The 26,336-nt window shown below is 36.3% G+C and carries 23 protein-coding genes; 19 read left to right on the plus strand and 4 right to left on the minus strand.

Going from position 1 to position 26,336, the window contains the following annotated elements:
* Positions 1–27 precede the first annotated feature (27 nt).
* Complete coding sequence (locus BME96_RS07845; RefSeq protein WP_071648814.1) at positions 28–1,602, minus strand: flagellar basal body-associated FliL family protein; 1,575 nt, start codon at positions 1,600–1,602, stop codon at positions 28–30.
* Between the two features lie 420 nt (positions 1,603–2,022).
* Positions 2,023–2,247, minus strand: a complete 225-nt coding sequence (sspI, locus tag BME96_RS07850) for a small acid-soluble spore protein SspI (protein WP_019376749.1) — start codon at positions 2,245–2,247, stop codon at positions 2,023–2,025.
* Between the two features lie 104 nt (positions 2,248–2,351).
* Here sspI and BME96_RS07855 point away from each other — a divergent pair, with 104 nt between their 5' ends.
* From BME96_RS07855 to pheT, 3 genes are all read left to right on the plus strand, one after another.
* Complete coding sequence (locus tag BME96_RS07855) at positions 2,352–3,089, plus strand: TrmH family RNA methyltransferase (RefSeq protein ID WP_060679155.1); 738 nt, start codon at positions 2,352–2,354, stop codon at positions 3,087–3,089.
* A gap of 398 nt (positions 3,090–3,487) precedes the next feature.
* Complete coding sequence (gene pheS / locus BME96_RS07860; RefSeq protein WP_071648815.1) at positions 3,488–4,522, plus strand: phenylalanine--tRNA ligase subunit alpha; 1,035 nt, start codon at positions 3,488–3,490, stop codon at positions 4,520–4,522.
* Positions 4,523–4,536: 14 nt separating this feature from the next.
* Positions 4,537–6,963: a phenylalanine--tRNA ligase subunit beta gene (gene pheT, locus BME96_RS07865; protein ID WP_071648816.1), complete on the plus strand. Its 2,427-nt coding sequence runs from the start codon at positions 4,537–4,539 to the stop codon at positions 6,961–6,963.
* 382 nt (positions 6,964–7,345) lie between these two features.
* On the opposite strand, the gene rnhC is transcribed toward pheT, so the two are convergent.
* Positions 7,346–8,278: a ribonuclease HIII gene (gene rnhC, locus BME96_RS07870; protein WP_071648817.1), complete on the minus strand. Its 933-nt coding sequence runs from the start codon at positions 8,276–8,278 to the stop codon at positions 7,346–7,348.
* Positions 8,279–8,434: 156 nt separating this feature from the next.
* On the opposite strand from rnhC, the gene zapA reads away from it, so the two are divergent.
* From zapA to uvrC, 12 genes are all read left to right on the plus strand, one after another.
* A complete protein-coding gene (zapA, locus tag BME96_RS07875; RefSeq protein WP_040955165.1) occupies positions 8,435–8,698 on the plus strand; it encodes a cell division protein ZapA in 264 nt (87 codons plus the stop codon).
* Between the two features lies 1 nt (position 8,699).
* Positions 8,700–9,254 carry a CvpA family protein gene (locus BME96_RS07880; protein ID WP_071648818.1) on the plus strand — a complete coding sequence of 185 codons (555 nt, stop codon included), beginning with the start codon at positions 8,700–8,702 and terminating at the stop codon, positions 9,252–9,254.
* Positions 9,255–9,538: 284 nt separating this feature from the next.
* Positions 9,539–11,257 (plus strand): DNA polymerase/3'-5' exonuclease PolX, encoded by a 1,719-nt coding sequence (gene polX / locus BME96_RS07885; RefSeq protein ID WP_019376756.1) that lies wholly within the window; start codon positions 9,539–9,541, stop codon positions 11,255–11,257.
* Positions 11,258–11,309: 52 nt separating this feature from the next.
* Positions 11,310–13,652, plus strand: a complete 2,343-nt coding sequence (locus BME96_RS07890) for an endonuclease MutS2 (RefSeq protein ID WP_071648819.1) — start codon at positions 11,310–11,312, stop codon at positions 13,650–13,652.
* Between the two features lie 33 nt (positions 13,653–13,685).
* A complete protein-coding gene (locus BME96_RS07895) occupies positions 13,686–14,096 on the plus strand; it encodes a DUF350 domain-containing protein (RefSeq protein WP_019376758.1) in 411 nt (136 codons plus the stop codon).
* 184 nt (positions 14,097–14,280) lie between these two features.
* Entirely contained in the window at positions 14,281–15,987 is a 1,707-nt protein-coding gene (locus BME96_RS07900) for a long-chain-fatty-acid--CoA ligase (RefSeq protein ID WP_071648820.1), read from the plus strand.
* A gap of 117 nt (positions 15,988–16,104) precedes the next feature.
* On the plus strand, positions 16,105–16,689 hold the full coding sequence (locus tag BME96_RS07905) for a fatty acid metabolism transcriptional regulator FadR (RefSeq protein ID WP_019376760.1): 585 nt from the start codon (positions 16,105–16,107) through the stop codon (positions 16,687–16,689).
* A gap of 55 nt (positions 16,690–16,744) precedes the next feature.
* A complete protein-coding gene (locus tag BME96_RS07910) occupies positions 16,745–17,518 on the plus strand; it encodes an enoyl-CoA hydratase (protein ID WP_071648821.1) in 774 nt (257 codons plus the stop codon).
* A gap of 17 nt (positions 17,519–17,535) precedes the next feature.
* A complete protein-coding gene (locus BME96_RS07915) occupies positions 17,536–18,309 on the plus strand; it encodes an electron transfer flavoprotein subunit beta/FixA family protein (RefSeq protein ID WP_019376762.1) in 774 nt (257 codons plus the stop codon).
* Between the two features lie 30 nt (positions 18,310–18,339).
* Positions 18,340–19,311 carry an electron transfer flavoprotein subunit alpha/FixB family protein gene (locus BME96_RS07920; protein ID WP_071648822.1) on the plus strand — a complete coding sequence of 324 codons (972 nt, stop codon included), beginning with the start codon at positions 18,340–18,342 and terminating at the stop codon, positions 19,309–19,311.
* A 186-nt stretch (positions 19,312–19,497) separates the two neighbouring features.
* Complete coding sequence (gene trxA / locus BME96_RS07925; protein ID WP_019376764.1) at positions 19,498–19,812, plus strand: thioredoxin; 315 nt, start codon at positions 19,498–19,500, stop codon at positions 19,810–19,812.
* A gap of 90 nt (positions 19,813–19,902) precedes the next feature.
* A complete protein-coding gene (gene uvrC, locus BME96_RS07930; RefSeq protein ID WP_071648823.1) occupies positions 19,903–21,693 on the plus strand; it encodes an excinuclease ABC subunit UvrC in 1,791 nt (596 codons plus the stop codon).
* 66 nt (positions 21,694–21,759) lie between these two features.
* Here the strand turns inward: uvrC and BME96_RS07935 are convergent, their stop codons facing one another.
* Positions 21,760–22,194, minus strand: a complete 435-nt coding sequence (locus tag BME96_RS07935) for a YslB family protein (protein ID WP_019376766.1) — start codon at positions 22,192–22,194, stop codon at positions 21,760–21,762.
* Between the two features lie 296 nt (positions 22,195–22,490).
* On the opposite strand from BME96_RS07935, the gene BME96_RS07940 reads away from it, so the two are divergent.
* From BME96_RS07940 to BME96_RS07955, 4 genes are all read left to right on the plus strand, one after another.
* Positions 22,491–23,111: a succinate dehydrogenase cytochrome b558 subunit gene (locus BME96_RS07940; RefSeq protein ID WP_019376767.1), complete on the plus strand. Its 621-nt coding sequence runs from the start codon at positions 22,491–22,493 to the stop codon at positions 23,109–23,111.
* A 28-nt stretch (positions 23,112–23,139) separates the two neighbouring features.
* Positions 23,140–24,903 carry a succinate dehydrogenase flavoprotein subunit gene (sdhA, locus tag BME96_RS07945; RefSeq protein WP_019376768.1) on the plus strand — a complete coding sequence of 588 codons (1,764 nt, stop codon included), beginning with the start codon at positions 23,140–23,142 and terminating at the stop codon, positions 24,901–24,903.
* A 2-nt stretch (positions 24,904–24,905) separates the two neighbouring features.
* Positions 24,906–25,670: a succinate dehydrogenase iron-sulfur subunit gene (gene sdhB, locus BME96_RS07950; protein ID WP_019376769.1), complete on the plus strand. Its 765-nt coding sequence runs from the start codon at positions 24,906–24,908 to the stop codon at positions 25,668–25,670.
* A 205-nt stretch (positions 25,671–25,875) separates the two neighbouring features.
* On the plus strand, positions 25,876–26,319 hold the full coding sequence (locus BME96_RS07955; RefSeq protein WP_077357863.1) for an acyl-CoA thioesterase: 444 nt from the start codon (positions 25,876–25,878) through the stop codon (positions 26,317–26,319).
* Positions 26,320–26,336: the final 17 nt, after the last annotated feature.

Consider the following 26,336-nt stretch of genomic DNA (forward strand, 5'->3'; position numbering starts at 1 on the left):
AATCCTGAAAATTAAGTATTGAAGCTATTAAAATCCTAAATTACCACTGCCTGCTAAGATTCCAAAAATCCACTGTTGGAATTTTGGTGTGACATCTGTTTCCATATAGTTCATAATTTCGTCAGCACTCATGCCACCTAGATCTTTGACATCTTCATCTGAAGGTATTTCCACTTTTTCAATCGTCTTTCCTTCTGTTACGATGTGAAGACCGAACATATCTTGACTCAGCCCTGGAGCTTCAAGAGAAAAATCATGTTCTGCTTTCATTTGGTCTTTTTCGTAATTAGCTTCCCCGTCCCAGATTAGGCTGCCTCCAGTTCCAGATGCATCTTCATAGGAGAACTTACGCGTGAAATCGCGCTTTCCATCATTTAAAGTTTCTGATCCGTCATAAGCTAGTGCCATATCTTCAATGGATAGATTGATAGAGTCTTTTGCTTTTTGGTCCTTCCATGATAATTCACCTGAAAGGTTCATATTTCCTTCACTAAAGTTATCGGAGAAACCGAGGTCATAGTTAAATGATTGAGTTTCAGATTTTAGTAATTGTGAGCCTTTAACTGTAAAAGCAACAAGTTCGTCTTTTGACGGACCCATTTCCAGTTTCAAATCACGCTGAACAACTTTATCATCATTGACCCAAATAATTGAAGTTAACCCTTCTGGGATTTGAAAATCTTTTAATGATGCTTTCGCTTCTTTAATACCAGTTTCAAAGTCTTTCATCATTTGATTGATATCTTGAGTAGCTGGTGTTCCTAACTGCTGAAGGGCGATTTGCTCTTCTATTATTTTCTTTAATTTTTCATCGTCTTTCATTTTATCTAATACTTTTGTAATAAGTGTTTTTAATTGATCCTCTGTTAAATGAAATTTAATTTTTTCGCTCTTAAGGGATTCACTTTGCACTTTAACCGTTTCTTCAGTAGTTTCAAACGCTTCCTCAGGAATTTCTTCATAAATCATTTTGCCATATTCTTCTTTGAGGTATTCTAAGTCTTCCGCATTCTTAGCGCTCTCAAATAGAGAATCCAGGTTAAGAGATTCTTCACCTGTAAAGGTTACTGGGTCCATTTCATGGAGAAGGGAGCCCAAGTCCTCATCTTTTATTTGTAATAATTCCTCGATAAATGGTAGCCCAACCAATAGCTTTTCAGCAGTTATGTAAACATTAAAGTTATCGATCTCTACCCCGCCAATATTTGCTTTTAACTTAGCACTCATTTTCTTTGCTTCCATGTCTGCTTCACTTGTAAGCGTGACGGTGGAATTATTAATGAATTGGGACGGGTCAAATGTTCCCGTTCCTACAGCTGCAGGATCATTATATTCTGCTGATAATTCCATTGTTGATTGTGTTGGATTTTCTTCTGTTTGTTCTACCCACTCTAACTCCGGTTGATACCTGTTTTCCACTTCTTCCACAACGAAATCAAGTGTATTCTTCTCTGCCAGAAAATATTTTTGTTTATCAGAAAGATTAAGCAATACAAAGGCAGCTACACTTCCGCCAATAACCAAGACGAGCGCTACAATGATTGCGATCATCCCTTTTGAGACACCTTTCTTTCTTACCCCATCGTTTGTTGACTCTGTCATGCCATTTCTCCTCTCTTTATGTAGCTTATTATTATATCTATGATAAAGATAGACAAGTAATAATAAAGCATCTTCACTTTTTATATCACTTACTAAATATATAGTCAAATTGTTCTAAAAAACATTTATATTTTAGTGTATGAAAGGTCTCGGATGTCTTGAAACAAAGAGATTTTGTTAGTGAGAAATACCTATAATTTAATTATCAATCTAAAATTTTCTTCGGTATTTAAAAAGAAAGCTTTTAAAACATAAACATATTGGGTCTAAAGAATTAATTTTTAAGAAAGGGGAGGCACTGAAGATAAGTTGTAAGTTTTATAATAAAAAAAGCCACAAGAAAATCCGAACTATAATTTCATATTATATGAATCGTTCGGATTTTCATTATCAAATTAGTTTGTTACACCATCATTTAAGTTATTGGGTATTTGTAGCATGTTTAACACCTTGCTCTAATGCGTCGATCATTTCCTGTTTTTCCTGTTCATCTGACTGTTGCCAAATCAATTCAAATAGTACGCCAAGACCTGGTAGCATTTTCTCTTCACCTGCTTGAATGGCATCCACAATTGTAGCTTCAAGTTGGTCCTGATTATTCGTGGCAATATTGGACAGAATAGCTTTTCTTAGATTTAAGTTCATTGCATTTCACTCCTTTTAAGTAAAAGTAAACTAGAGATAGTTTGACCTAACTCTGCTGAAATATGTATGATATAGTAAATAATAAACAATAAGGAAGGCCTAAAATGATTACATCAGTTAAAAATGAAAAGATAAAAGGCTTGCGAAAACTTCAGAAGAGAAGGGAGCGAGAAGCTAGTCAAAAGTTTTTGGTAGAAGGCTTTCACTTAGTTGAGGAGGCTAGGGAGAGTGATTGGGTTATAGAGGAATTAATTATTCAGGAAGGTACGGATATTCCTGAATGGTGTTATCAATACAAGCTTTTTGAAGTTAGCTCAAATGTCTTCCAACATTTTTCCCAAATGAAAACACCTCAGGGGATTGCAGCAGTTGTGAGGATGAACGAGATAAAAGAGGTTAAAGGAAACTATATGCTTTTAATTGATTCCATTCAAGATCCTGGTAATTTAGGGACGATGATTCGTACTGCTGAAGCGGCGGGTTATGATGGTATTATTTTAGGAAATGATACAGTGGATATGTTCAATGATAAAGTGATTCGTGCCACACAGGGATCTATCTTTCATATTCCGGTGATTAAGGAGAATTTAGAAGAAAAGGTAGCAGACCTTAAGAAAAAAGGCTTTCAAATTTGGGCAACTGCTTTAAAGAATGCGAAGAAATATAATGAAGTAAATGTGGGAGATAAAGTAGCTTTAATCGTTGGAAACGAGGGTGCTGGCGTAAAGGATCCCCTTCTTCAGTTGGCAGACTCCATTGTTACTATTCCGATCTATGGAAAGGCAGAATCACTCAATGTAAGTATTGCAGCAGGAATATTAATGTATTATACCAAGAGTTAGATTTGCATTATTTAATAAATAAAATTATAATAACTAAAGATCTAATTAATAAATAAAATTATAATAAAAAGATCTTTAAATAATATGAAGCATTGAAGGAGACTGATTACAGGCTGATTACGGACAAGGGAAGAAATGCCTTGGACTGTAAGCATTTCTACCGTATGACTGTTGTCATTTCACTCTGGAGCTAGCACTTGGACCTTGTTTTGCAAGTAAAGGTGTTTCGGACTTAACATCCGTTATCATGTCAAGAGATGGGCACATGGGAAATCATGGGCCAAATAGGGTGGTACCGCGAAGCAAAGTCTCGTCCCTTTTTTGGGATAGAGGCTTTTTTATATGGTCCGATCTGGCATTAGACACAGTTAAACCTATAATTAAGGAGGTATTTTGCTATGAGAGAACAGTTGGAAACAATTCAAACAGAGGCTCTTGAAAAAATAGGTCAAGCAGCTGACACGAAAGAACTTCAAGAAATTAAAGTAGCTTATTTGGGGAAAAAGGGATCGCTAACCAATGTATTAAGAGGTATGGGGAAACTTTCAAAAGAAGAAAGACCTGTTATTGGTGAAATGGCTAACAAAGTAAGAGAAGCAATTACCGCAACCCTAAACGAAAAAAGTGAAAAACTGGAACTAGTTGCCTTAGAGAAACAACTGGAAAAGGAAGCTATTGATGTAACACTGCCAGGACGTCCGATAAAGGTTGGCGGACCTCATTTATTAACAAAAATCGTTGAAGAAATCGAAGATCTTTTTATCGGAATGGGTTTTGAAGTAAGAGAAGGTCCAGAAGTGGAAACAGACTATTATAACTTTGAAGCACTAAATCTTCCGAAGGGTCATCCCGCCCGTGATATGCAGGATACTTTTTACTTAACTAATGAATTACTGATGAGAACACATACCTCTCCTGTACAGGCTAGAACCATGCGAGAGTTTGATGGTCAAAAGCCTGTGAAGATGATTTGCCCTGGTAAAGTATATCGTCGGGATACTGATGATGCAACGCATTCTCATCAATTCACTCAAATTGAAGGATTATATGTAGATAAAAATGTAACGATGAGTGACTTAAAAGGAATATTAGATGTGTTTGCTAAAAAAATGTTTGGGACAGATCGGGAAATTCGTCTTCGTCCGAGCTTCTTTCCATTTACAGAACCTTCCGTAGAAATGGATATCTCCTGTAAGGTTTGTGGTGGGGAAGGTTGTTCGGTTTGTAAAGGGACTGGTTGGATTGAGATATTAGGTGCCGGTATGGTACATCCAAATGTTTTATCAATGGCTGGCTATGATCCGGAAGTGTACACAGGATTCGCTTTCGGTATGGGGCCAGAAAGAATTGCTATGCTTAAATATGGAGTAAATGATATCAGACAGTTCTACACAAACGACATTCGTTTTTTAAAACAGTATCATAATGCTTAGAGAGGGGCTTGAAAATGTTAGTATCATTAAATTGGCTAAAAAACTATGTTGATATTGAGTCAATTCAACCAGAAGTATTAGCTGAAAAAATAACTAAATCAGGTATTGAAGTAGATAGTATTGAGTATATAGCAGAAAAGAGTGAAAATGTAGTTGTAGGTTATGTTGAGTCATGTGAACAGCATCCAAATGCTGATAAATTAAATTTATGCCAGGTCAATGTTGGAGAAGAAACCTTACAAATTATATGTGGAGCTCCGAACGTAGCGCAAGGGCAAAAAGTAGCTGTTGCTAAACCAGGTGCTCTTTTACCGGGTGATTTTAAAATAAAAAAAGTTAAGCTTCGTGGGATTGAATCAAATGGAATGATTTGCTCACTTCAAGAATTGGGAATAGAAGAGAAGTACGTTCCTAAGGACGCAGCCGATGGAATTTTCGTTTTCCCAGAGGATGTAAATGTGGGGGAAAGTGTAGAACCTTTATTAAATTTAAATGATGCTGTTCTCGAATTTGATTTAACTCCAAATCGAGCAGATTGTTTGTCCATGCTGGGAGTAGCTTATGAAGTGGCCGCAATTTTGAACCAGGATATTCAATTGCCAAACGAAGAATATGATACATCAGAAGAGGATGCTTCAGACCACATTTCGGTATCTGTAGATGCAAAAGATATAAATCCATATTACGGAGCATTTATTATAAAAGATTTAGAAATAAAACCATCTCCGTTATGGATGAGTAACTATTTAATTGCAGCAGGAATCCGTCCAATTAATAACGTTGTGGATATTACCAATTATGTTTTGTTGGAGTATGGACAGCCGTTGCATGCATTTGACTATGATCAATTACAAACAAAAGAAATTGTTGTCCGCAGAGCATACAATGGGGAAACAATTGTAACATTAGATGAGCAGGAAAGAACTTTAACAGAAGAGCATTTGGTAATAACGAATGGCAAAGAGCCCGTGGCATTAGCTGGTGTAATGGGCGGACATAATACAGAGGTAACCGAGCAAACTACTACCGTTTTACTAGAGGCAGCTTACTTTGCACCATCTGCTGTGAGAGCAACAGTTAAACATACTGGCCTGCGTAGTGAATCAAGCACCAGATTTGAAAAAGGAATAGATCCAAATCGAGTGAAGGCAGCTGGGAAGAGAGCTTGTCAGTTATTACAGAAGTATGCAAATGGTAAGATCCTTCAAAATATAGTAGAGTTTGATGAATTAGAGCGTTCAGAAAAAGTAATAACGATGAACACTACAGAAATTAACAAACGATTAGGCACCAAAATTACCACAGATGAAATTATAAAGATTTTAAATAGTCTTCGTTTTCGTTTTGATAATGAAGGTGAAGCATTTACAGTGTATGCACCGACTCGTAGGCAGGATATTACCATATTTGAAGATATGCTAGAAGAAGTGGCAAGGATCTATGGGTATGACCAACTCCCGTATACTTTACCTTCAGGCGCTTCCCAGGCAGGTGGTTTAACTAATAACCAACAGTTAAAAAGAAATATTAATAATTTCTTGCAGGGTGCAGGCTTGTTGGAAACGATCACGTATTCTCTAACAAATGAAAATTTTATAAGTAAATTAATCAGTCCAGAAATAAAAGAAGAGAATGTGCATGCTGTACAGCTCGCAATGCCGATGAGTAAGGATCATAAGTATCTACGACTTAGTCTATTACCTGAACTAGTGGATATACTTGCATATAATCAGGCTAGAAATCAAGATGATTTGGCATACTATGAGCTAGGTAAAATATTTATATCTGATGAAGAAGTGCTTACAAGTCAACCTGACGAAAGATTAAGACTATCTGGAGCACTTAGTGGACAATGGGTGGAACATCCATGGCAGCAAGAAAAGAAGGAAGTTGATTTCTATGTGGTCAAAGGTATTATGGAGGCGCTCTTTAATTACCTAAAACTTCCTGTTGTCTTTGAACCTGCAAGACTGGATGATTTGCATCCAGGCAGAAGTGCAATCATGAAATTGAATAATCAAGTGATCGGTTTTATAGGACAACTCCATCCAGTACTACAGAAGAAATTAGAAGTGAAAGATACGTATGTATTTGATGTGAATATGGAAACTGTATTTTCTGAATTCCAATCTATTCCATCGTACAATGAAATACCAAAGTATCCTTCGATTGCAAGAGATGTTGCTTTCATTATGGACGCGGATATCCATGCAGGTAAAGTGAAAGAAACAATTGAAGCAATAGGTGCTCCTTTAGTGAAAATTGTTAACATATTTGATGTATACCACGGCGAGAATGTTGAAGAAGGTAAAAAGTCAGTTGCATATAGCTTGCTCTATCAAGATCCTGAAAAAACGTTGACAGATGAAGAAATTGAAAAATCCTTCAACCAAATTGTAGAAACAGTAAATAACAAGTATAATACCATTATTCGTAGTTAAAAGTTTGTAACAGTAGAAAAAGCCGAACAGTATTTGAAATTTTTGAGTTAATTTCAAATTCGTTCGGCTTTTTAGATTCTAATATATGTCCCGGAGGTGTGAAAGCGTCCGCCTGAAACGGAAATCAATGGGTCACTTCTCCTCAAATATTTTACTGAGCTTTTCATCAATAAAGTTACGTCGCAGTTTCCTCCAAATATGAATGAACAAAATACGTTAGTTCCTTAACTTTTGCAATAAAACTGCTTTTTAAAAGATAAGGATGAATAAGAAATTATGTTTTATCAATTTCTTATTCATAAACGGCCATTCTCATCTGAAACGTACAAGGATGCTTTAGTGCTGGTAAATTTCAGGACTTTGTTTTTATACCCTTTTTCTCTTATTTAATATAAGCCTGTGCCTTTCTGGTATTGGCAAAATGCGTTTTTGCACAACCATCCAAGGTAGACTCTCCTTTTTCCAATATTACTTTAGCTATTGTCTGATCGACTTTTTTTGAAGCGCCTTTAGGGAGAACAATACCCAATTTGTCAGATAAAAGGTCCATTTCACTTAAGAAACGACTTCTTGCTATAATAGACGCTGCGGCTACTGCAATGGAATAACTTTCAGCTTTTGTCATAAAATATGTTTTTTCAAGAATAGATTCTTTTTCAGATGATATATGCCTTTGGAAGACATGTGGTTCGCAAAATTGATCAATGAGGATGCCGTCTAATTGAGTTTTATCAATATTACCAAAAATATTCTTTATAACATGGTGGTGAAGCATTGCCTTCATCTTACCTTGTGTCCAACCTTTCTCTTGTAGCCGGTTGTATTTTTCATTAGGCAACACAAGAGAGGAGTAAGGGAGGTTGAGTTTTACTATTTCACGTGCAAGTTTTCTAATTACCGAGTCAGTCAGATTTTTTGAATCTTTTACGCCCATTGTCTTTAACGAATGGATTTGTTCTTTTTTTATAAAAACACCGGCTACTGTAATGGGTCCAAAGTAATCACCTGTTCCCGCTTCATCCGTACCAATATGATTGCTACCGAACAATGATTCCGGTGGAGCATAACTATTGTTCAACTTCTGAGTTTTTTTATAGGTGCTCTTTTTATTACTACTTTCTGGCCATTTCCCGGCTTCTGCTTCTGGATTGCTCCCTTGAAAGAGAACCTTTCCAGAATGATAGGCGGTTATAACAGCGTTTGGTGTTTTCGCTCGAAATATAGCTCCCTGTGGAGTGTTTGTTAAATATGTGGAATAAAAGCTTTTCATTTCTATAATTTTGTCCTTTGATATCGCTGCAACTACTTGAGACATTGAGATCACTCCAATTCATTCGATAATATAGACTATAGCAAATTTAAAGAGAGAAAGAAACGACTTTCATAAGCATTATGAATAGATCACAGTTTCCTAAATAGTTTAGTTCATGTTAATATAAGATGTACAATTTTCCCGGTAGGAGGATATGAGATGTCCGAACATGAAAAATCTAGACTAACTGTTGAAATACATAATAAAACATATACAATCATAGGTTCAGAATCTCCAAGTCATGTAAGGTTGGTTGCCAGCCTTGTTGATCAGAAAATGAATGAGATACAAGATTCGAATCGTCATCTAGACACAGCTAAATTGGCAGTTTTGACTGCTGTTAATACGATGAGTGACTATTTAAAACTTAAAGAAGATTATGCTACATTATTAGGCTCATTGAATAAGAAAGAGGATAAATAAAATGGTTGATATTATTATCATTATGGTTTTGATTTTTGGTTTTTTAATTGGATTAAAGAGAGGTTTTATCCTGCAATTATTTCATCTTATTAGCTTTGTGGTTGCCTTTATAATTGCAGCTCTTTATTATGATCAGTTAGGGCCAAAGCTTGCATTATGGATTCCTTATCCTGAATTATCAGACGAAAGTAAATGGGCAGAATTTCTTCAGGCACTACCCTTGGAAAATGGCTTTTATAATGCAATAGCATTTGCTATCATATTTTTCGCTGTAAAGATCATTTTACAAATTATTGGCTCTATGCTTGACTTTATTGCATCCCTTCCAGTCTTAAATTCCTTAAACAAGCTATTGGGGGCAGTACTTGGATTTGTAGAAATTTATTTGCTGCTCTTTATTGTATTATATATCTTGGCTTTAACTCCAATGGAGGGCATACAATCATGGATAAATGGATCAAATATGGCTCTCTTAATTCTTGAACACACTCCATACCTATCTGAACAAATTAAGGATTTATGGTTCACCCATATTGCAGATGCTTTAAAAGGATAGCTGCATGGTGAGTGGAACAGAATGGCGTATTTATTACAGAAGCTATTATTATTAATATGAGACTGGTTCAAAGTATTAGAGAAACACTTATATGTCATGTACAATAAGTGTTAACTAGATTGAACCAGTCTTTTTTTCTAAAGCTTTTATTCGTTTGAGTAGTTTTTCCAGAGAATCGGCTAAATGAAAAATTACTAGGTTTAATTACATTATAAAAAACAATTTTTTGTATCCTATATATTTCTCTCCATAACTAAAATCATTATAAAAGCAGGTGTGAACGAATGACGGTCAATAAAAAAGATGTTATAAAATTATTGGAAAAAATCGCTATTTACTTAGAATTAAAAGGTGAAAATCCATTTAAAATTTCTGCATACAGAAAAGCCGCTCAAGCACTGGAGCGAGATGACAGATCATTAGGGGATATAGATGATTTTACGAAGATAAATGGGATTGGTAAAGGAACAAGTAATGTTATTGAAGAATTCATTGAACAAGGTGAATCTGAAACGCTTGCACAATTAGAAGAGGAAGTACCTGAAGGATTAGTTCCACTTCTTCAGTTACCCGGTCTAGGAGGTAAAAAACTAGCTAAACTTTATCAGGAGTTAGGGGTCACTAACAAACAAGCATTAAAAGAGGCTTGTGAGAATGGCCAAGTAGAAGGATTATCTGGTTTTGGGAAGAAGACAGCAGAAAAAATTTTGGAGGCTATTGAAGAAAGCGGTAAGAGACCGGAACGCCTGCCAATAGCTATCATGCTTCCGATTGCTGAAAAAGTAGAACAATATGTAAAGCAAATTGAAGAGGTAAAGGACTTTTCAAGGGCGGGCAGTTTACGAAGGATGCGTGAGACTGTTAAAGATATTGATTTTATAATTGCAACTGAGGAGCCTGAAATCGTTCGTGACACTCTCCTTAAAATGGAAGGTATTAAGGACGTAATTGCTAAGGGAGAAACTAAGGTTTCAATCACAATCGATGACGTCTACGATGTAAATGTAGACTTTCGCCTTGTTACTAAGAGTGAATTTGCTTCCACATTACACCATTTTACTGGCTCGAAGGAACACAATGTTGCAATGAGGCAACTTGCTAAAGAACGAGGAGAAAAAATTAGTGAATATGGTGTGGAAGTAGAAGAAACTGAAGAGCTCCTTACTTTTCAAAGTGAAGCAGCTTTTTTTAACCACTTTGGTCTTACTTTCATTCCTCCGGAAGTCAGAGAGAATACCGGAGAGCTTGAAGCATACGAAGAACACGTAGACCTTCTTGAATTGGAAGATATCCAGGGGGATCTTCACATGCATACAACATGGAGTGATGGCGCTCAGTCCCTTGAAGAAATGGCCAATATGGCAAGAGATAAAGGATATTCCTACGTTGCGATTACTGATCATTCGAAGTATCTTCGAGTTGCAAATGGATTGGATGAGAAAAGGTTAAGAGAACAAAGGGAGAAGATAAATGAATTAAATCAGAAATATAAAGATTTTCATATTTTTGCAGGTGTAGAAATGGATATTTTACCAGATGGTAAGCTGGACTTCTCCACTGATTTCCTAAATGAAATGGACTTTGTAATTGGAGCTATTCATTCAAACTTCAATCAATCGAAGGAAAAAATAATGGATCGTTTATATGCTGCTTTGGAAAATCCTTACGTGTCACTAATTGCACACCCGACTGGGAGATTAATTGGCAGAAGAAATGGTTATGACGTAGATGTGGATAAATTAATTATGCGAGCAAAGGAAACAGACACTGCATTGGAAATAAATGCTAATCCAAATCGGTTGGATCTTTCGGCTGATTGGGCGCGAAAGGCAAATGATATGGGAGTTAAGCTTGCTGTGAATACGGATGCCCATAATTATCAAATGCTTGATCATATGAAATATGGGGTCGGAACAGCCAGAAAGGGTTGGACCATTAAAAAAAATGTGTTAAATACATGGTCCAAAGAGGAACTAATTGCCTACTTTAATCGTAATAAGTAAATGTGGTTAGTTATTAGTGATCGAGAGTATTTTTTAAAAGGAGTAAGAATGTATGAATGATCGTGTGCTACGTGTACTTGAGTATAAAAAAATTAGAGATGAATTAATTAATAAGACAGAAACATCTTTGGGTAAGAAAATGGCCGGTAAATTGAACCCCTCCACAGAATTTAATGAAGTTCAACATTTGCAGGACGAAACAGATGAAGCCATGCAAATTATACGTTTAAACTTGAATGTCCCATTAGGTGGAATTCGTGATATTAATGAGTCCTTGAAACGAACTGTAATTGGCGGGGTCTTATCTACGATTGAATGTTTGGATGTAGCGAACACAATTTATGGAGGCAGACAGGTTAAAGATTTTATTGAAAAATTAGAGGAGGATATTCCAATACTTCAAGATCTTGTTTTGCGGATTACTCCTTTAAGAGAGCTGGAAAAGAGTATAAAAAGTAGCATCGATGACCATGGTCACATGATGGACAGTGCTTCTCAACGGTTACGCAGTATACGGTCTACGATAAGAACTCTTGAAAGCAGAGTTAGAGATAAGCTGGATAGCTTTACCAAAACAAAAAGCAATATGTTATCAGATTCGATCATAACCATTCGAAATGATCGGTATGTTCTCCCGGTCAAACAAGAATATCGTGGATCGATAGGTGGAATAGTTCATGATCAGTCAGCTTCTGGCCAAACGTTGTTTATGGAGCCTCGAGCTGTCGTGGATTTAAATAATCAACTTCAGGAAGCGTCCATTCAAGAAAAACAAGAAGTAGAGCGGATTCTTCGTGAGTTAAGTGAACAAATAGCAAATCAAGAAGGATTTTTAACTGAGAACATAGCTGTGCTTGGACAAATTGATTTTATTTTCGCTAGAGCAAAATTGGGAAATAATATGAAAGCATCCAAGCCAAAGATGAATGAACGTGGAATCATTAAAATGAAACAAGCACGTCATCCATTAATCGCTGCCGACGAAGTGGTGGCAAACGATGTAGAAATTGGTGATAATTATACCACAATTGTAATTACTGGCCCGAACACCGGAGGGAAGACGGTAACATTAAAAATGGTTGGATTATGTACATTAATGGCCCAGTCCGGTCTGCAAGTGCCTGCCTTGGACGGATGTGAATTATCAGTGTTTAACCAGGTCTTTGCAGATATTGGTGATGAGCAATCCATTGAACAAAATTTAAGTACATTTTCTTCTCACATGACAAATATTGTAAACATCATGGAAGAAGTTGATGACAGATCGCTTGTCTTATTTGATGAACTTGGGGCTGGTACTGATCCACAAGAAGGAGCAGCTCTGGCAATGTCGATATTGGATGAGGTCATTTCCACGAATGCTCGGGTAATTGCTACAACACACTATCCAGAATTAAAAGCCTTTGGATACAATCGTGAACAGGTAGTAAATGCTTCAGTTGAATTTGATGTGAACACGTTACGACCAACATACCGATTATTATTGGGAGTGCCTGGTAGAAGTAATGCATTTGAAATTTCTAGGCGTTTGGGTCTGCGGGATACTATTATTGAAAATGCAAAATCACATATCGGCACAGATTCTAAAAGTGTGGAAAATATGATTGCTTCGTTGGAAAAATCAAAAATTGAGGCAGAAAATGATTATGAAAAAGCTCATCATATCTTAATGGAAAGTGAAAAGATTCATGAGGAAATAAAAAAACAATGGAGACAATTCGAGCAAAAAAGAGAAGGTTTATACAAAAAGGCTGAAGAAAAGGCGGAGAAAGCCTTAACTAGAGCTAGAGAAGAAGCCGAAGAGATTGTCCAGGAAATTAGAAAGATGAAAACAGGTGCTGAGCTAAAAGAACATGAATGGATTGAAGCAAAAAAAATGCTTGAGGAAGCAAAGCCTGAACTATCTTCTAAGGAGCAGGAAATGAAGCTGCCAACAGCTTCTACGGATAAAGAATTACGTAATGGGGATGAAATTAAACTGCTCACAATTAACCAAAAGGGTATTGTTGTTGAAAAGATAAATGATAAGGAGTACCTAATACAAGTAGGAATAATGAAAGTAAAAGCTAATAGAAAAGATCTTCAACTAATAGGTAAACAGAAGCAAACGTATGAGAAACCCCTAACAACAATTAAAGGCTCCAATTATCATGTGAAACCCGAGCTTGATCTTCGTGGAGAGAGGTTTGAAGATGCTTTACTTCAACTCGAAAAATATATGGATGATGTATTTCTGGCTGGATATACAAAGGTATCCATTATACACGGTAAGGGTACGGGCGCATTGCGTAAAGGGGTGCAAGACTTTGTGAAAAAACATCCACGCATCAAATCTTCTAGATCGGGTGCCGCGGGAGAAGGCGGTAGTGGGATTACGGTAATAGAATTAAATTAATAAAGAAGTATAACAGGGAAAGGGTGTCCGTTTATGGGCGATGGTTTTTGGGAGAATATTATTGTGGAAACAGCTGCAAGATACAGTGTAGTTGTGTTGTGTACAGTTGTTTTTCTCTCTATATTTGAACTGGTTACTTCATATAAAAACTGGGTGGAAATCAAGAGTGGTAATTTTGCAGTTGCGATGGCTACCGGGGGTAAAATTTTCGGCATCGCAACTATTTTTCGGTATTCCATAGAACATAACGATACCTTGTTACAGAGCATTGGATGGGGAGTTATCGGATTTCTTCTTCTATTATTCGGTTATATTATGTTCGAATTTTTAACCCCTACTATTAAAATAGATGAAGAAATAGGTAAAGGAAATATTGCAGTGGGTTTTATTTCGATGACTATTTCTGTTGGCTTGGCATTTGTCATTGGGGCGAGTATTGGATAAGGAGAGAAAACAATGGTATTAGACAGATTAGCAAAAATTTTAGGTGTTGTAGCAGTTATATTTGTGATTGTGGGTATCATATACTTAATAAAATAATAAAAATTTTTTAAAATTCGCTTAAAAGTTCAAAAAATAGAAAAGAATCGGTATAATGAGTATAAAGTAGTGTAAGGGAGGAAAAAAGATGAGTCAGTTGAAAAGATGGCAAAAGCATTATCCACCTGAGATCCCTACAAGTATAAAGTATGATGAAAAACCTTTATTTGCATTCTTACTTGAGAATGCTACTCGTTACCCGGATAAGAAAGCGCTTCATTTTATGGGGAAAGAAATGAGTTTTGCAGAACTTGAAAAACAGGCAAAGAAGATGGCAAGCTATATGCAATCGCTCGGTTTTAAAAAAGGTGATAAAGCGGCAATTATGTTACCCAATTGTCCTCAAGCTGTAGTAAGTTACTATGCCACATTGATGGCCGGTGGCATAGTTGTCCAGACGAATCCTTTATATAAAGATAGGGAACTTGAATATCAGTTGAAGGATTCTGGAGCTACTTTTATTATTTGCTTGGACATTTTATTGCCACTTGTAACAAAAGTAAGGAAAAATACAGAATTAAGACATACCATTGTTACAGGGATAAAAGATTATCTGCCTTTCCCTAAAAATATCATTTATCCATTTATCCAACGTAAACAATACAACATGGTTGTAAAAGCTGAACAAAGTGAGGATACACATCTTTGGAACTACATGTTGAGTCATTCAAGCGAAGATTTTACCCCAGTCGAAGTTGATCCATTAGAAGACTTGGCTTTACTTCAATATACTGGTGGAACTACAGGTTACCCAAAAGGTGTGATGCTAACACATTATAACTTAGTTGCCAATGTACAAATGTGTGATGCTTGGTTATATAATACAAAGCATGGCGAAGAAATAATCCTTGGAGTTTTGCCATTCTTCCATGTGTACGGAATGACAACTGTCATGAATAATTCGATTATGACTGCTGCCAAAATGGTATTATTACCACAATTTAAAGTAGAGGATGTTCTAAAGACAATCGATAAACAAAAGCCAACACTATTTCCAGGAGCTCCTACTATTTATGTTGGGTTACTCAATCACGAAAATTTAAGTAAATACGATCTTTCTTCCATTAAAGCATGTATAAGTGGGTCTGCCCCTTTACCAGTAGAAGTGCAAGACAAATTTGAAAGAGTAACAAACGGAAAATTAGTGGAAGGTTACGGTCTAACAGAAACATCTCCTGTCACCCACGCAAACTTTGTATGGGATAAGCGTATTAACGGGAGTATTGGGGTACCATGGCCGGATACCGATTCAAAAATATTTAAAATGGAAACGGGAGAAGAAGCTGATATTGGGGAAGTTGGCGAGATTGCTGTAAAAGGCCCGCAAATAATGAAAGGGTATTGGAATAAGCAGGAAGAGACTGAGCATGTTTTAAAAGACGGATGGCTATTTACTGGTGACTTAGGCTATATGGATGAAGAAGGTTATTTTTATGTAGTGGATCGAAAAAAAGATATGATTATTGCCGGAGGGTATAATATTTATCCTAGAGAGGTAGAAGAGGTATTGTATGAATATGAAGGTGTACAAGAAGCTGTGGTAGCTGGGATACCTGACCCATACAGAGGGGAAACTGTCAAAGCTTATGTGGTATTAAAGAAGGGCTATGACACTACGGAAGAAACTTTAGACAACTATTGTAGAAAACATTTGGCTGCATATAAGGTACCTAGAATATATGAATTCAGAGATGAACTGCCTAAAACTGCAGTTGGTAAGATTCTAAGAAGAAAATTAATTGATGAAGAAACAGAAAAAAAACTTCAGGAGAGTAAAGGTAAGAAAACGGTGTAAACCGTTCGTTTTTTCAAAAAATAAAGACAAGCTAATTATTGACATCTTCTGTTTGTGCCGTTAGAATAAATATGAATGATGATTCATTCATTATGTATCTATTCTAAGGAGTAAACAATGAAAAAAAACAAACCAAAATACAAACAAATTATTGATGCAGCTGTAGTTGTTATTGCTGAAAATGGTTATCATGCTTCTCAGGTATCTAAAATTGCTAAGAAAGCCGGGGTAGCAGATGGGACAATTTATCTATATTTCAAAAATAAAGAGGACATTCTTGTTTCTGTTTTTGAGGAGAAAATGGGTCAGTTTATAGAGGAAATAGAAAAAGGTATTAGCGATAAACAAACAGCAAACGATAAACTTTTGACACTTATTATGTTACATTTTCGCCAGCTTGCTGATAATCATCATTTAGCAACTGTAACCCAGTTGGAGTTAAGGCAATCTGATCCTCAACTACGGCTGAAAATTAATAAAGTATTGAAACCATACTTATTAGTTATTGATTCCATTATAAAGGAAGGTATAGAAGGAAGCAGCTTCCGGGATAATTTGAACACCCAACTCGTTAGACAAATGATATTTGGAACATTGGATGAAACAGTTACCAACTGGGTGATGAAGGAAAGGAAATATGATTTAGTAGCTCAAGCAGAAGATGTTCATGCTTTATTAATAAATGGACTTTCTGTATCATAGATATTGAGTTTCCAATTTTCTTATATTTGAATTATACTGAAAGGGAGGTTTTGTTATGGGAACATTAACATTTGAGACGAGCAATCAAGTTGCATATCTAACAATCCAAAGTCCCCCAGCAAATGCATTATCTACCAGATTATTAAATGACCTTTCTGAAAAGTTGGATGAAATTGCACAAAATGATGCAATTAAAACTGTGGTATTAAAAGGGGAAGGGAAGTTTTTCTCTGCAGGAGCTGATATTAAGGAGTTCACTTCCCTACAGCATGCTTCAGATTACCAAACTCTAGCTGAAAAGGGACAGAAATTGTTTGAGCGTATTGAGCATTTTCACGTTCCGGTAATTGCCGCTATTCACGGAGCAGCGCTTGGCGGGGGGCTTGAATTGGCTATGGCTTGTCACATAAGACTGGTTAGTGGTTCTGCTAAACTAGGATTACCTGAACTAACGTTAGGAATCATACCAGGTTTTGCGGGGACTCAACGATTACCTCTTTATGTTGGAACCTCAAAAGCTTATGAAATGGTACTTACAGGGGAGCCGATTAGTGGAGAGGAAGCGTATCATTTGGGATTGGCTAATAAGGCAGTGTCTGAGGAGGAATTATTCTCGGAAGCTACTAAACTAGCAGAAAAAATTGCGAATAAAAGCAAGTTGACAATTAATAGTGTAATGAAGCTAATCCCATTTGCAAAAACCGGTCAGTTTCGTTTAGGTGTTGAAGAAGAGGCGAAGGAATTTGGTCAGATATTTGGCTCTGACGATGCCAAAGAAGGCATTCAGGCATTTATTGAAAAACGTAAGCCAAACTTCCAGGATAAATAAACAAAGGAGGAGTACAGATGAACATTTTTGTATTATTAAAAAAGACCTTTGATACAGAGGAGAAAATTTCTGTGTCCAATGGACAAATTGAAGATGATGGTGCCGAATTCATTATTAACCCTTATGACGAATATGCTGTTGAGGAAGCAATTGTTCAAAGAGACGCACACGGGGGAGAAGTCACGGTTGTAACTATTGGTGATGAAGATTCAGAAAAACAGCTACGTACTGCATTAGCTATGGGGGCTGACAAAGCTGTCTTGATTAACACGGAAGACGACTTAGAAGAGGGGGATCAGTTTACAACTGCTAAAATTCTCGAAGCATTCTTTGAAGATAAAGAACCAGACCTAATTCTTGCGGGTAATGTAGCAATTGATGAAGCAAGTGGCCAAGTTGGTCCCAGGCTTGCAGAGCTGTTAGGTATTCCGTATGTTACTACGATTACCAGTTTGAAAATTGATGGTGAAAAAGTAAATATTGAAAAGGACGTCGAAGGAGACGTTGAAGTTATTGAAACAAGTCTTCCAGTTCTTGTTACCTGTCAACAGGGGCTTAATGATCCGCGCTATCCTTCTTTGCCGGGTATTATGAAGGCGAAGAAAAAACCACTTGAAGAATTGGAAATTGACGATTTAGATTTAGATGAAGATGAGCTGGAACCAAAAACTAAAACAACAGATATCTTTTTACCACCTGAAAAAGAAGCGGGTAGAGTGTTGGAAGGTGAAATAGAAGAACAAGTTCAGGAATTAGTATCTTTATTAAAAAATGAAGCGAAAGTCCTTTAATAATTAATAGATAGAGAGGAGAAAAGCGACGTGAGTGAAAAATACTTAGTTATTGGTGAAACAAGAGATGGGTCATTACGTAACGCTACATTCGAAGCTATTGCGGCTGCAAGAAAAATAAATTCAGATGCGGAAATCGTTGGTGTGGTTTGTGGAGATGAGGATTTATCCGAGCAAGCAAAAGAAATGATATATTATGGTGCTGATAAAGTTATAACTATAAAGCACGATAATTTGAAAACGTATACATCAGAGGGATTTGGACAGGCGATAATGACTATAATTAATGAGGAAAACCCTGCTGGTATTGTAATGGGTCATACGTCCATTGGTAAAGACCTTACTCCAAAGCTTGCTAGTAAACTTGGAACTGGTTTAATATCCGACGCAGTTGATATTGAAACAGGAAATGGGAAAGTTGAATTTATTAGACCTATTTATTCAGGAAAGGCATTTGAAAGAAAAATCACAACAAGTGGTTTAACTTTTGTTACTATCCGACCGAATAACATACCTTCACTTGAACGAGATGAAGCACGTTCAGGCGATGTTACTACTAAGGAAATTGATATTACAGATATTCGTACGATCGTAAAAGAGGTAATACGTAAAGCTTCTGAAGGTGTAGACTTATCCGAAGCAAACGTTATAGTTGCAGGTGGTCGTGGCGTTAAGAGTGAGGAAGGATTTAAGCCGTTACAAGAACTCGCAGATGTTCTTGGAGGGGCGGTAGGCGCTTCCCGTGGGGCATGTGATGCGGAGTATTGTGATTATTCCCTCCAAATTGGACAAACAGGTAAAGTTGTTACTCCTGATTTATATATTGCTGTAGGTATTTCAGGGGCTATCCAGCATCTAGCCGGTATGTCAAACTCTAAAGTAATAGTGGCTATCAATAAAGATCCAGAAGCAAATATTTTTAACGTAGCGGATTACGGAATTGTTGGTGACTTATTTGAAGTTATCCCTGTACTTATTGAAGAAATAAAGAAAATAAAATAAATATAGCAGTAAATATGCTTCTCCTTGTTAGGAAGAAGCATATTTCATTTATTAAAAGTATCTATACGGAAAAGAAATTCAATTCAACCTAAAATTAAGTATAAGCAAAGTATTAGCTAGTAAATAATATCGATGTTATACTTTCATTATGAATAAAGCAAGAATGAGCAATAAGGAGGAATATAAATGGCAATAGTTAATGTAACAGATCAAAATTTTGCGGAAGAAACTTCAAAGGGCTTAGTATTAGCTGATTTCTGGGCTCCATGGTGTGGACCTTGTAAAATGATCGCGCCTGTATTAGAAGAAATTGATGGCGAAATGGAAGAAAAAGTTCAGATTGTCAAATTGGATGTAGACGAAAATCAGGAAACAGCTGGTAAATACGGCGTAATGAGTATTCCAACGCTACTACTATTCAAAGACGGTAACGTAGTTGATCAGGTAATTGGTTTTCAACCAAAAGAAGCTTTAGTTGACCTTATTAACAAACACGCTTAATTTATGTATAATAAGACTATAAATTAAATTTCAAATCCCTTGTTGCTTTTTTGTAACAAGGGATTTTCTAAATATATGAGGAATGATAACATGAATGAAACAATTAGGGAGAAATTAGCAGTGCTTCCGGCACAACCAGGCTGCTATCTAATGAAAGATAAGCAAAGCACTGTTATTTATGTAGGGAAATCAAAATTATTGAAAAATAGAGTTCGTTCCTATTTTACGGGAGCAAATGATAGAAAGACACAACGATTAGTACAGGAAATTCAAGATTTCGAGTATATAGTTACCAATTCAGAGATTGAAGCATTAATTCTTGAAATGAATCTAATTAAAAAGTATGACCCTAAATATAATGTCATGTTAAAAGATGATAAATCTTATCCATACTTAAAAATTACATCTGAGAGGCATCCTCGCTTACTTATTACTAGAAAAATTAAAAAAGATAAAGGTAAATATTTTGGACCTTATCCTAATGTTATAGCAGCAAGAGAAACAAAAAAGCTGCTTGATCGTCTTTATCCATTAAGAAAATGTAATAATCCCCCTGGGAGGGTGTGTCTGTATTATCATATGAATCAGTGCTTGGCATGCAGCGAGACACCCCCGACAAGGAAAGAGTATGGTTCAATTATTCAAAGTATCAGTTCGTTTCTAAATGGAGGATACAAAGGTATTAAAAATGACCTGTCGCGTAAAATGTATGAAGCCAGTGAACAATTAAATTTTGAGAGAGCCCAGGAATTAAGGGATCAAATTCAACATATTGAAGTAGTAATGGAACAACAAAAAATGACGTTAAATGATCAAATAAATAGAGATATATTTGGTTATAGTTATGATAAAGGATGGATGTGCATTCAAGTCTTTTTTATCAGGCAAGGGAAATTAATGGAAAGAGATGTAGCGGTATTTCCATTTTTTGACGATGCTGAGGAAACTTTTTTGAGTTATATTGGAAGGTTTTATCTTCACCAGCATCACCTGAAACCGAAGCAGGTATTGGTGCCTCTTGGAACAGATGTTAATCTGCTGAAAGAGCTTTTAGAAGTTGATGTACACACACCATATCGGGGCAGAAAAAAAGAGTTAGTCGAGCTTGCAGAAAAAAATGCAAAAATCGCTTTGGAAGAAAAATTTTCCTTAATTGAGAGAAATGAGGAGCGTACTATAGTAGCAATTGAAAAGTTGGGAGAAATTTTAAATATAGAAGTTCCCCATCGAATTGAAGCATTTGACAATTCTAATATACAGGGCACCGACCCTGTCTCGGCAATGGTTGTATTTATTGATGGAAAGCCTAATAAAAAAGAATATCGTAAATATAAAATCCGGGATGTAGAAGGTCCGGATGATTATGATACAATGAGAGAAGTTATCCGGAGGCGCTACGCTAGAGTTCTCAAGGAAGGACTTCCTTTGCCTGATTTAATTATTGTAGATGGTGGAAAGGGGCAAATGAGCGCTGCATTAGATGTATTAGAAAATGAGCTTGGGCTTGATATACCATTGTGCGGCCTGGTTAAAGACGATAAACACAAAACCAGTGAGTTACTTTATGGGATACCACCTCAAGTTGTAGAACTGTCAAGACAATCACAGGAATTCTACCTTGTACAACGAATACAAGACGAGGTACACCGTTTTGCTATATCATTTCATCGCCAGTTACGCGGGAAAAACCTTGTGCAGTCTGAACTAGATAAAATTCCCGGTATTGGAGAAAAACGTAGAAGATTGTTATTGACTCATTTTAAATCTATTACGGAAATTAAGAAAGCCAACATCAAAGATATTACTAAGTTAGGGATACCATCAAATATTGCTGAAGATATTATAAGCTATTTAAATAATGATCAAAAAGAGAACCTGTAATTTAGATTACAGGTTCTCTTTAAATATTTTTTTAAATGGCAGTTATGTTTTTTTGAACTCAGCTTCTCAAACACGGTGGAGGGTAAATTGTACCAGAAAAAGTTTGCTATTGATTTCTTCTGTGCATTCACAATCAGAATTGTCAATTCTCTGATATGCTTCAGCTAGGAAGCCAGCTTCTAATCTGAATTCTGTATCAATCGGTGCTTTCAAACGTTGTACGATTGCATCTGACATTAGTTGAAAAATAATTGTTTCCTTTTTTTCCTTAACGATTTCTAAGTAACCCCATCCAAGCTGTTCGAATAGGTGAACAATGTCCTCCATTGAGTTAAATTCAAATTTTCTTGCAAGGTTTCTTCCTAAAAAATAAAGTAATGTATTTGACTCTGTACCTAAAAGTTCTGGTAATCCCAAGTAACGTAATATATCATAACCAGCTCCTGAAGACTGTAAATCAGTGAGTTGGGAAATTGGAAAAACAGTATTATTATTCGACATGGAGGTCATCCTTTCCTTGCTTTTCGACTCATATAGAATTTTAGTTTATTAGTTTATTATGTATATATTTTATTTATTTCGCAAGTACATTTAAGTAAAACCTTTAAAGTAACTATATAATTTTAACGAAATATGTATCTCGTTTTCTTGACGCTTTTTGTAGATAGAAGTACAATAAATATGTCACAAACAGTACAATTTATTTAGCGATACGATATTGACAGATAAGTATAGGTTATCGAGCATAAATTGTATTTACTATGAAGAGCATTTGACAAACTAAAGGGGGGTAACACATGGCAGAACACCGTGAGTTTTTAAGCAGACGACTGCACTCACTGTTAGGAGTAATTCCAATCGGAATATTTTTGGTTCAACACTTAGTGGTGAATCATTTTGCTGTGTATGGTGAAGAAAGTTTCAACAAAGCTGCAGGTTTTATGGCGAATTTACCATTTGTACTTGTACTGGAGACATTTGTAATTTATTTACCGATTTTGTTTCATGCAATTTTAGGAGTTTATATTGTATTTGAAGCAAGAAACAATACAAAAAGATACGGATTTTTCCGAAACTGGATGTTCTTTTTGCAACGAGTAACTGGAATAATTACACTTGTATTCATTGCATGGCATGTTTGGGAAACAAGAGTGCAGGTTGCATTGGGCAATGCTGAAGTAAATTACAGTTTAATGGAAGGGATTCTATCAAGTCCTATTATGTTCTGGTTTTATATTATTGGGGTTGTTTCTGCAGTATTCCATTTCGCAAATGGTTTATGGAGCTTTGCAGTGACTTGGGGACTTACCCAATCACCAAAATCCCAAAAAATCGCTACATATGTAACGGTGATCATATTTTTTGTTGTTAGTTATATAGGTGTTAGAACACTTATCCAATTTGCGTACGGAGCGTAAATAGAAATATAAGGAGTGAGCAAGTATTATGAGTAACCGAAAAATAGCTGTTATCGGCGGAGGTCTTGCCGGCTTAATGGCAACAATAAAAGCTGCTGAAGCAGGTGTGAATGTAGACCTTTTCTCTATTGTACCTGTGAAGCGCTCTCACTCTGTGTGTGCCCAAGGTGGTATTAATGGCGCGGTAAACACAAAAGGAGAAGGTGATTCTCCGGCAATTCACTTTGATGATACTGTTTATGGTGGGGATTTCTTAGCAAATCAGCCCCCGGTAAAAGCAATGTGTGATGCTGCGCCGAGTATCATAAATATGTTGGACCGCATGGGTGTTATGTTTAACCGTACTCCAGAGGGTTTACTAGATTTTAGACGTTTTGGTGGTACACAGCATCATCGAACTGCATATGCAGGGGCGACTACTGGGCAGCAGTTGTTATATGCCTTGGATGAACAAGTTCGCCGCTATGAAGTAGAAGGCTTAGTAACGAAATATGAAAATTGGGAATTTGTTCGTGCAATAATTGATGATGAAGGTGTTGGGAAAGGAATTGTAGCCCAGGATATTAAATCACATGAAATAAAAGCATTTCCTTCTGATGCTACTATATTTGCAACTGGTGGTCCTGGCATTATATTTGGTAAATCAACAAATTCAATGATAAACACAGGATCAGCTGCAAGTAAACTTTATCAGCAAGGTGCAAAATATGCCAATGGTGAGTTTATTCAAATTCATCCTACCGCTATTCCTGGCGATGACAAGCTCCGTTTAATGAGTGAGTCTGCTCGTGGGGAGGGTGGCCGAATTTGGACATACAAAGATGGTGAACCTTGGTATTTCTTAGAAGAAAAATATCCGGCATATGGAAATCTTGTGCCACGTGATATAGCTACACGTGAAATTTTCGATGTGTGTGTTAATCAGAAATTAGGTATTAATGGTGAAAATATGGTTTATTTGGACCTTTCTCATAAAGATCCAAAAGAATTGGATATTAAACTTGGTGGTATTATAGAAATCTATGAAAAATTCGTTGGAGAAGATCCACGAAAAGTACCAATGAAGATATTCCCTGCTGTCCATTATTCTATGGGTGGACTTTGGGTAGATTATGAACAAATGACCAGCATTCCTGGTATCTTTGCAGCAGGTGAATGTGATTATTCTCAACATGGCGGTAATCGTTTAGGAGCAAATTCACTTCTATCAGCAATTTATGGTGGTTCAGTAGCTGGACCGAACGCTATTAAATATATTGATGGTTTAGAAAAGCATGTAGAGGATTTACCTACTGATTTATTTGATGAAAATACGAAGGAAGAACAAGAAAACTTCGAAGCCTTGATGAATATGAAGGGTGAAGAAAACGCTTATCAACTTCATAAAGAACTTGGAGAATGGATGACAGATAACGTTACAGTAGTTAGAGATAATGATAAGCTTCTAAAAACAGATGAGAAGATTAAAGAATTACTTGAACGTTGGGAGAATATCAATATTAATGATACATCCCGCTGGAGCAACCAGGGAGTAATGTTTACAAGGCAGTTAAAGAACATGTTACATCTAGCACGGGTGATTACAATGGGAGCTTATAATCGTGACGAAAGCCGAGGAGCTCATTACAAGCCTGATTTCCCAGAAAGAAATGATGAAGAGTGGTTGAAGACGACAATTGCTTCTTTTGATAAGGATAATAATTCACCGGTATTTTCATACGAAGAGGTTGATACGTCGCTGATTCCACCACGTAAACGTGACTATACGAAAAAAAGCGAAGGGAGTAAGTAATCATGGCTGAACAACAAACTGTTACTTTTATTATTACTAGACAAGACAGCCCAGAATCTGCTCCTTATGAGGAAACATTTCATGTTCCTTATCGTAAAAATATGAATGTGATATCTGGGTTAATGGAAATTCGCCAAAATCCGGTTAACGCTAGTGGGGAGAAGACAACTCCGGTTTATTGGGATATGAACTGTCTCGAGGAAGTTTGCGGAGCTTGTTCAATGGTAATTAATGGAACAGCAAGACAGTCTTGTGCTGCACTTGTGGATCAATTGGAACAACCAATCCGTTTAGAACCAATGTCAACGTTTCCTGTAGTTCGCGATTTAATCGTTGATCGTGAACGTATGTTTGATGCACTTAAACAAGTAAAAGCTTGGATCCCTATTGATGGAACATATGATTTAGGGCCGGGCCCACGTATGCCTGAGAAAAAGAGACAGTGGGCTTATGAGCTTTCAAAATGCATGACGTGTGGAGTTTGCTTAGAAGCATGTCCTAACGTTAACGATAAATCAAACTTTATTGGACCTGCAGCGCTTTCGCAGGCTCGTTTATTCAATGCACATCCAACTGGTGAGATGAATGCGAGTGAAAGATTAGATGGTCTAATGGACGACGGTGGAATTGACGGGTGCGGAAATGCACAAAATTGTGTTCAAGTCTGTCCTAAGGGAATTCCTTTAACTACTTCTATTGCAGCGATGAACAGGGCTACAAATATTCAAGCCTTTAAAAACTTCTTTGGAAGTGACAACGCGCATTAAGTAAAAATTTATATTTATATACTATGGCCCCTGTCCAATAAAATGGTCGGGGTCATTTTTTTAAATCAAAGTTATAAGCGACAGTTGTTTAAAGAACAATATTAAATAATTTCTGGATTACTCTGTTTTTATGCAAATAATCGAGGTAAGTAGCAAAAACAATAATTTAAAGAGAGAAATTTTTAGTTGTTTAGGAGGATATAAATTGTCAAAGATAACTTATATTGAGGATATGGAACAATGGCGTTCAGAATTTTCATTTTCAATCCCTATTTCCATTCGTTTCTCAGAAACGGACATGTTTGGCCACGTAAATAATGTTTCTCCGTTTATTTATTTTGAAGAAGCCAGAATTGAGTTCTTAAAGTCACTGGAATTATTTACTAGCTCATCAACAGATAAGGCAATTCCGGTTGTCGGTGACTTACAATGCAATTATTTAAAACAGATATTTTTTGATCAAAAAATACAATTATATGTAAAAGTACATCATATCGGTAACTCATCTGTTGATTTACATTATATGGCTATTGATGAAAAGGAAGAAATCGCATTAACAGGTAGAGGACGATTGGTATTTGTTCAAGCTGAATCAGGAAAGCCGATATCACTCGAACAATCCATTAAAGAAAAGCTGGCGAACGCTTAGGTGTGAAAGATGGAAAA

The sequence above is a fragment of the Virgibacillus halodenitrificans genome (assembly GCF_001878675.1).
Classification (GTDB): Bacteria; Bacillota; Bacilli; order Bacillales; family Amphibacillaceae; genus Virgibacillus_Q; species Virgibacillus_Q halodenitrificans.

What these genes read in the sequence shown, in the direction of transcription:
- BME96_RS07845 (WP_071648814.1), bottom strand. Translation starts at nt 1,602, where the DNA reads ATGACAGAGTCAACAAACGATGGGGTAAGAAAGAAAGGTGTCTCAAAA.
- sspI (WP_019376749.1), bottom strand. Translation starts at nt 2,247, where the DNA reads ATGAACTTAAATCTAAGAAAAGCTATTCTGTCCAATATTGCCACGAAT.
- BME96_RS07855 (WP_060679155.1), top strand. Translation starts at nt 2,352, where the DNA reads ATGATTACATCAGTTAAAAATGAAAAGATAAAAGGCTTGCGAAAACTT.
- pheS (WP_071648815.1), top strand. Translation starts at nt 3,488, where the DNA reads ATGAGAGAACAGTTGGAAACAATTCAAACAGAGGCTCTTGAAAAAATA.
- pheT (WP_071648816.1), top strand. Translation starts at nt 4,537, where the DNA reads ATGTTAGTATCATTAAATTGGCTAAAAAACTATGTTGATATTGAGTCA.
- rnhC (WP_071648817.1), bottom strand. Translation starts at nt 8,278, where the DNA reads ATGTCTCAAGTAGTTGCAGCGATATCAAAGGACAAAATTATAGAAATG.
- zapA (WP_040955165.1), top strand. Translation starts at nt 8,435, where the DNA reads ATGTCCGAACATGAAAAATCTAGACTAACTGTTGAAATACATAATAAA.
- BME96_RS07880 (WP_071648818.1), top strand. Translation starts at nt 8,700, where the DNA reads ATGGTTGATATTATTATCATTATGGTTTTGATTTTTGGTTTTTTAATT.
- polX (WP_019376756.1), top strand. Translation starts at nt 9,539, where the DNA reads ATGACGGTCAATAAAAAAGATGTTATAAAATTATTGGAAAAAATCGCT.
- BME96_RS07890 (WP_071648819.1), top strand. Translation starts at nt 11,310, where the DNA reads ATGAATGATCGTGTGCTACGTGTACTTGAGTATAAAAAAATTAGAGAT.
- BME96_RS07895 (WP_019376758.1), top strand. Translation starts at nt 13,686, where the DNA reads ATGGGCGATGGTTTTTGGGAGAATATTATTGTGGAAACAGCTGCAAGA.
- BME96_RS07900 (WP_071648820.1), top strand. Translation starts at nt 14,281, where the DNA reads ATGAGTCAGTTGAAAAGATGGCAAAAGCATTATCCACCTGAGATCCCT.
- BME96_RS07905 (WP_019376760.1), top strand. Translation starts at nt 16,105, where the DNA reads ATGAAAAAAAACAAACCAAAATACAAACAAATTATTGATGCAGCTGTA.
- BME96_RS07910 (WP_071648821.1), top strand. Translation starts at nt 16,745, where the DNA reads ATGGGAACATTAACATTTGAGACGAGCAATCAAGTTGCATATCTAACA.
- BME96_RS07915 (WP_019376762.1), top strand. Translation starts at nt 17,536, where the DNA reads ATGAACATTTTTGTATTATTAAAAAAGACCTTTGATACAGAGGAGAAA.
- trxA (WP_019376764.1), top strand. Translation starts at nt 19,498, where the DNA reads ATGGCAATAGTTAATGTAACAGATCAAAATTTTGCGGAAGAAACTTCA.
- uvrC (WP_071648823.1), top strand. Translation starts at nt 19,903, where the DNA reads ATGAATGAAACAATTAGGGAGAAATTAGCAGTGCTTCCGGCACAACCA.
- BME96_RS07935 (WP_019376766.1), bottom strand. Translation starts at nt 22,194, where the DNA reads ATGTCGAATAATAATACTGTTTTTCCAATTTCCCAACTCACTGATTTA.
- BME96_RS07940 (WP_019376767.1), top strand. Translation starts at nt 22,491, where the DNA reads ATGGCAGAACACCGTGAGTTTTTAAGCAGACGACTGCACTCACTGTTA.
- sdhA (WP_019376768.1), top strand. Translation starts at nt 23,140, where the DNA reads ATGAGTAACCGAAAAATAGCTGTTATCGGCGGAGGTCTTGCCGGCTTA.
- sdhB (WP_019376769.1), top strand. Translation starts at nt 24,906, where the DNA reads ATGGCTGAACAACAAACTGTTACTTTTATTATTACTAGACAAGACAGC.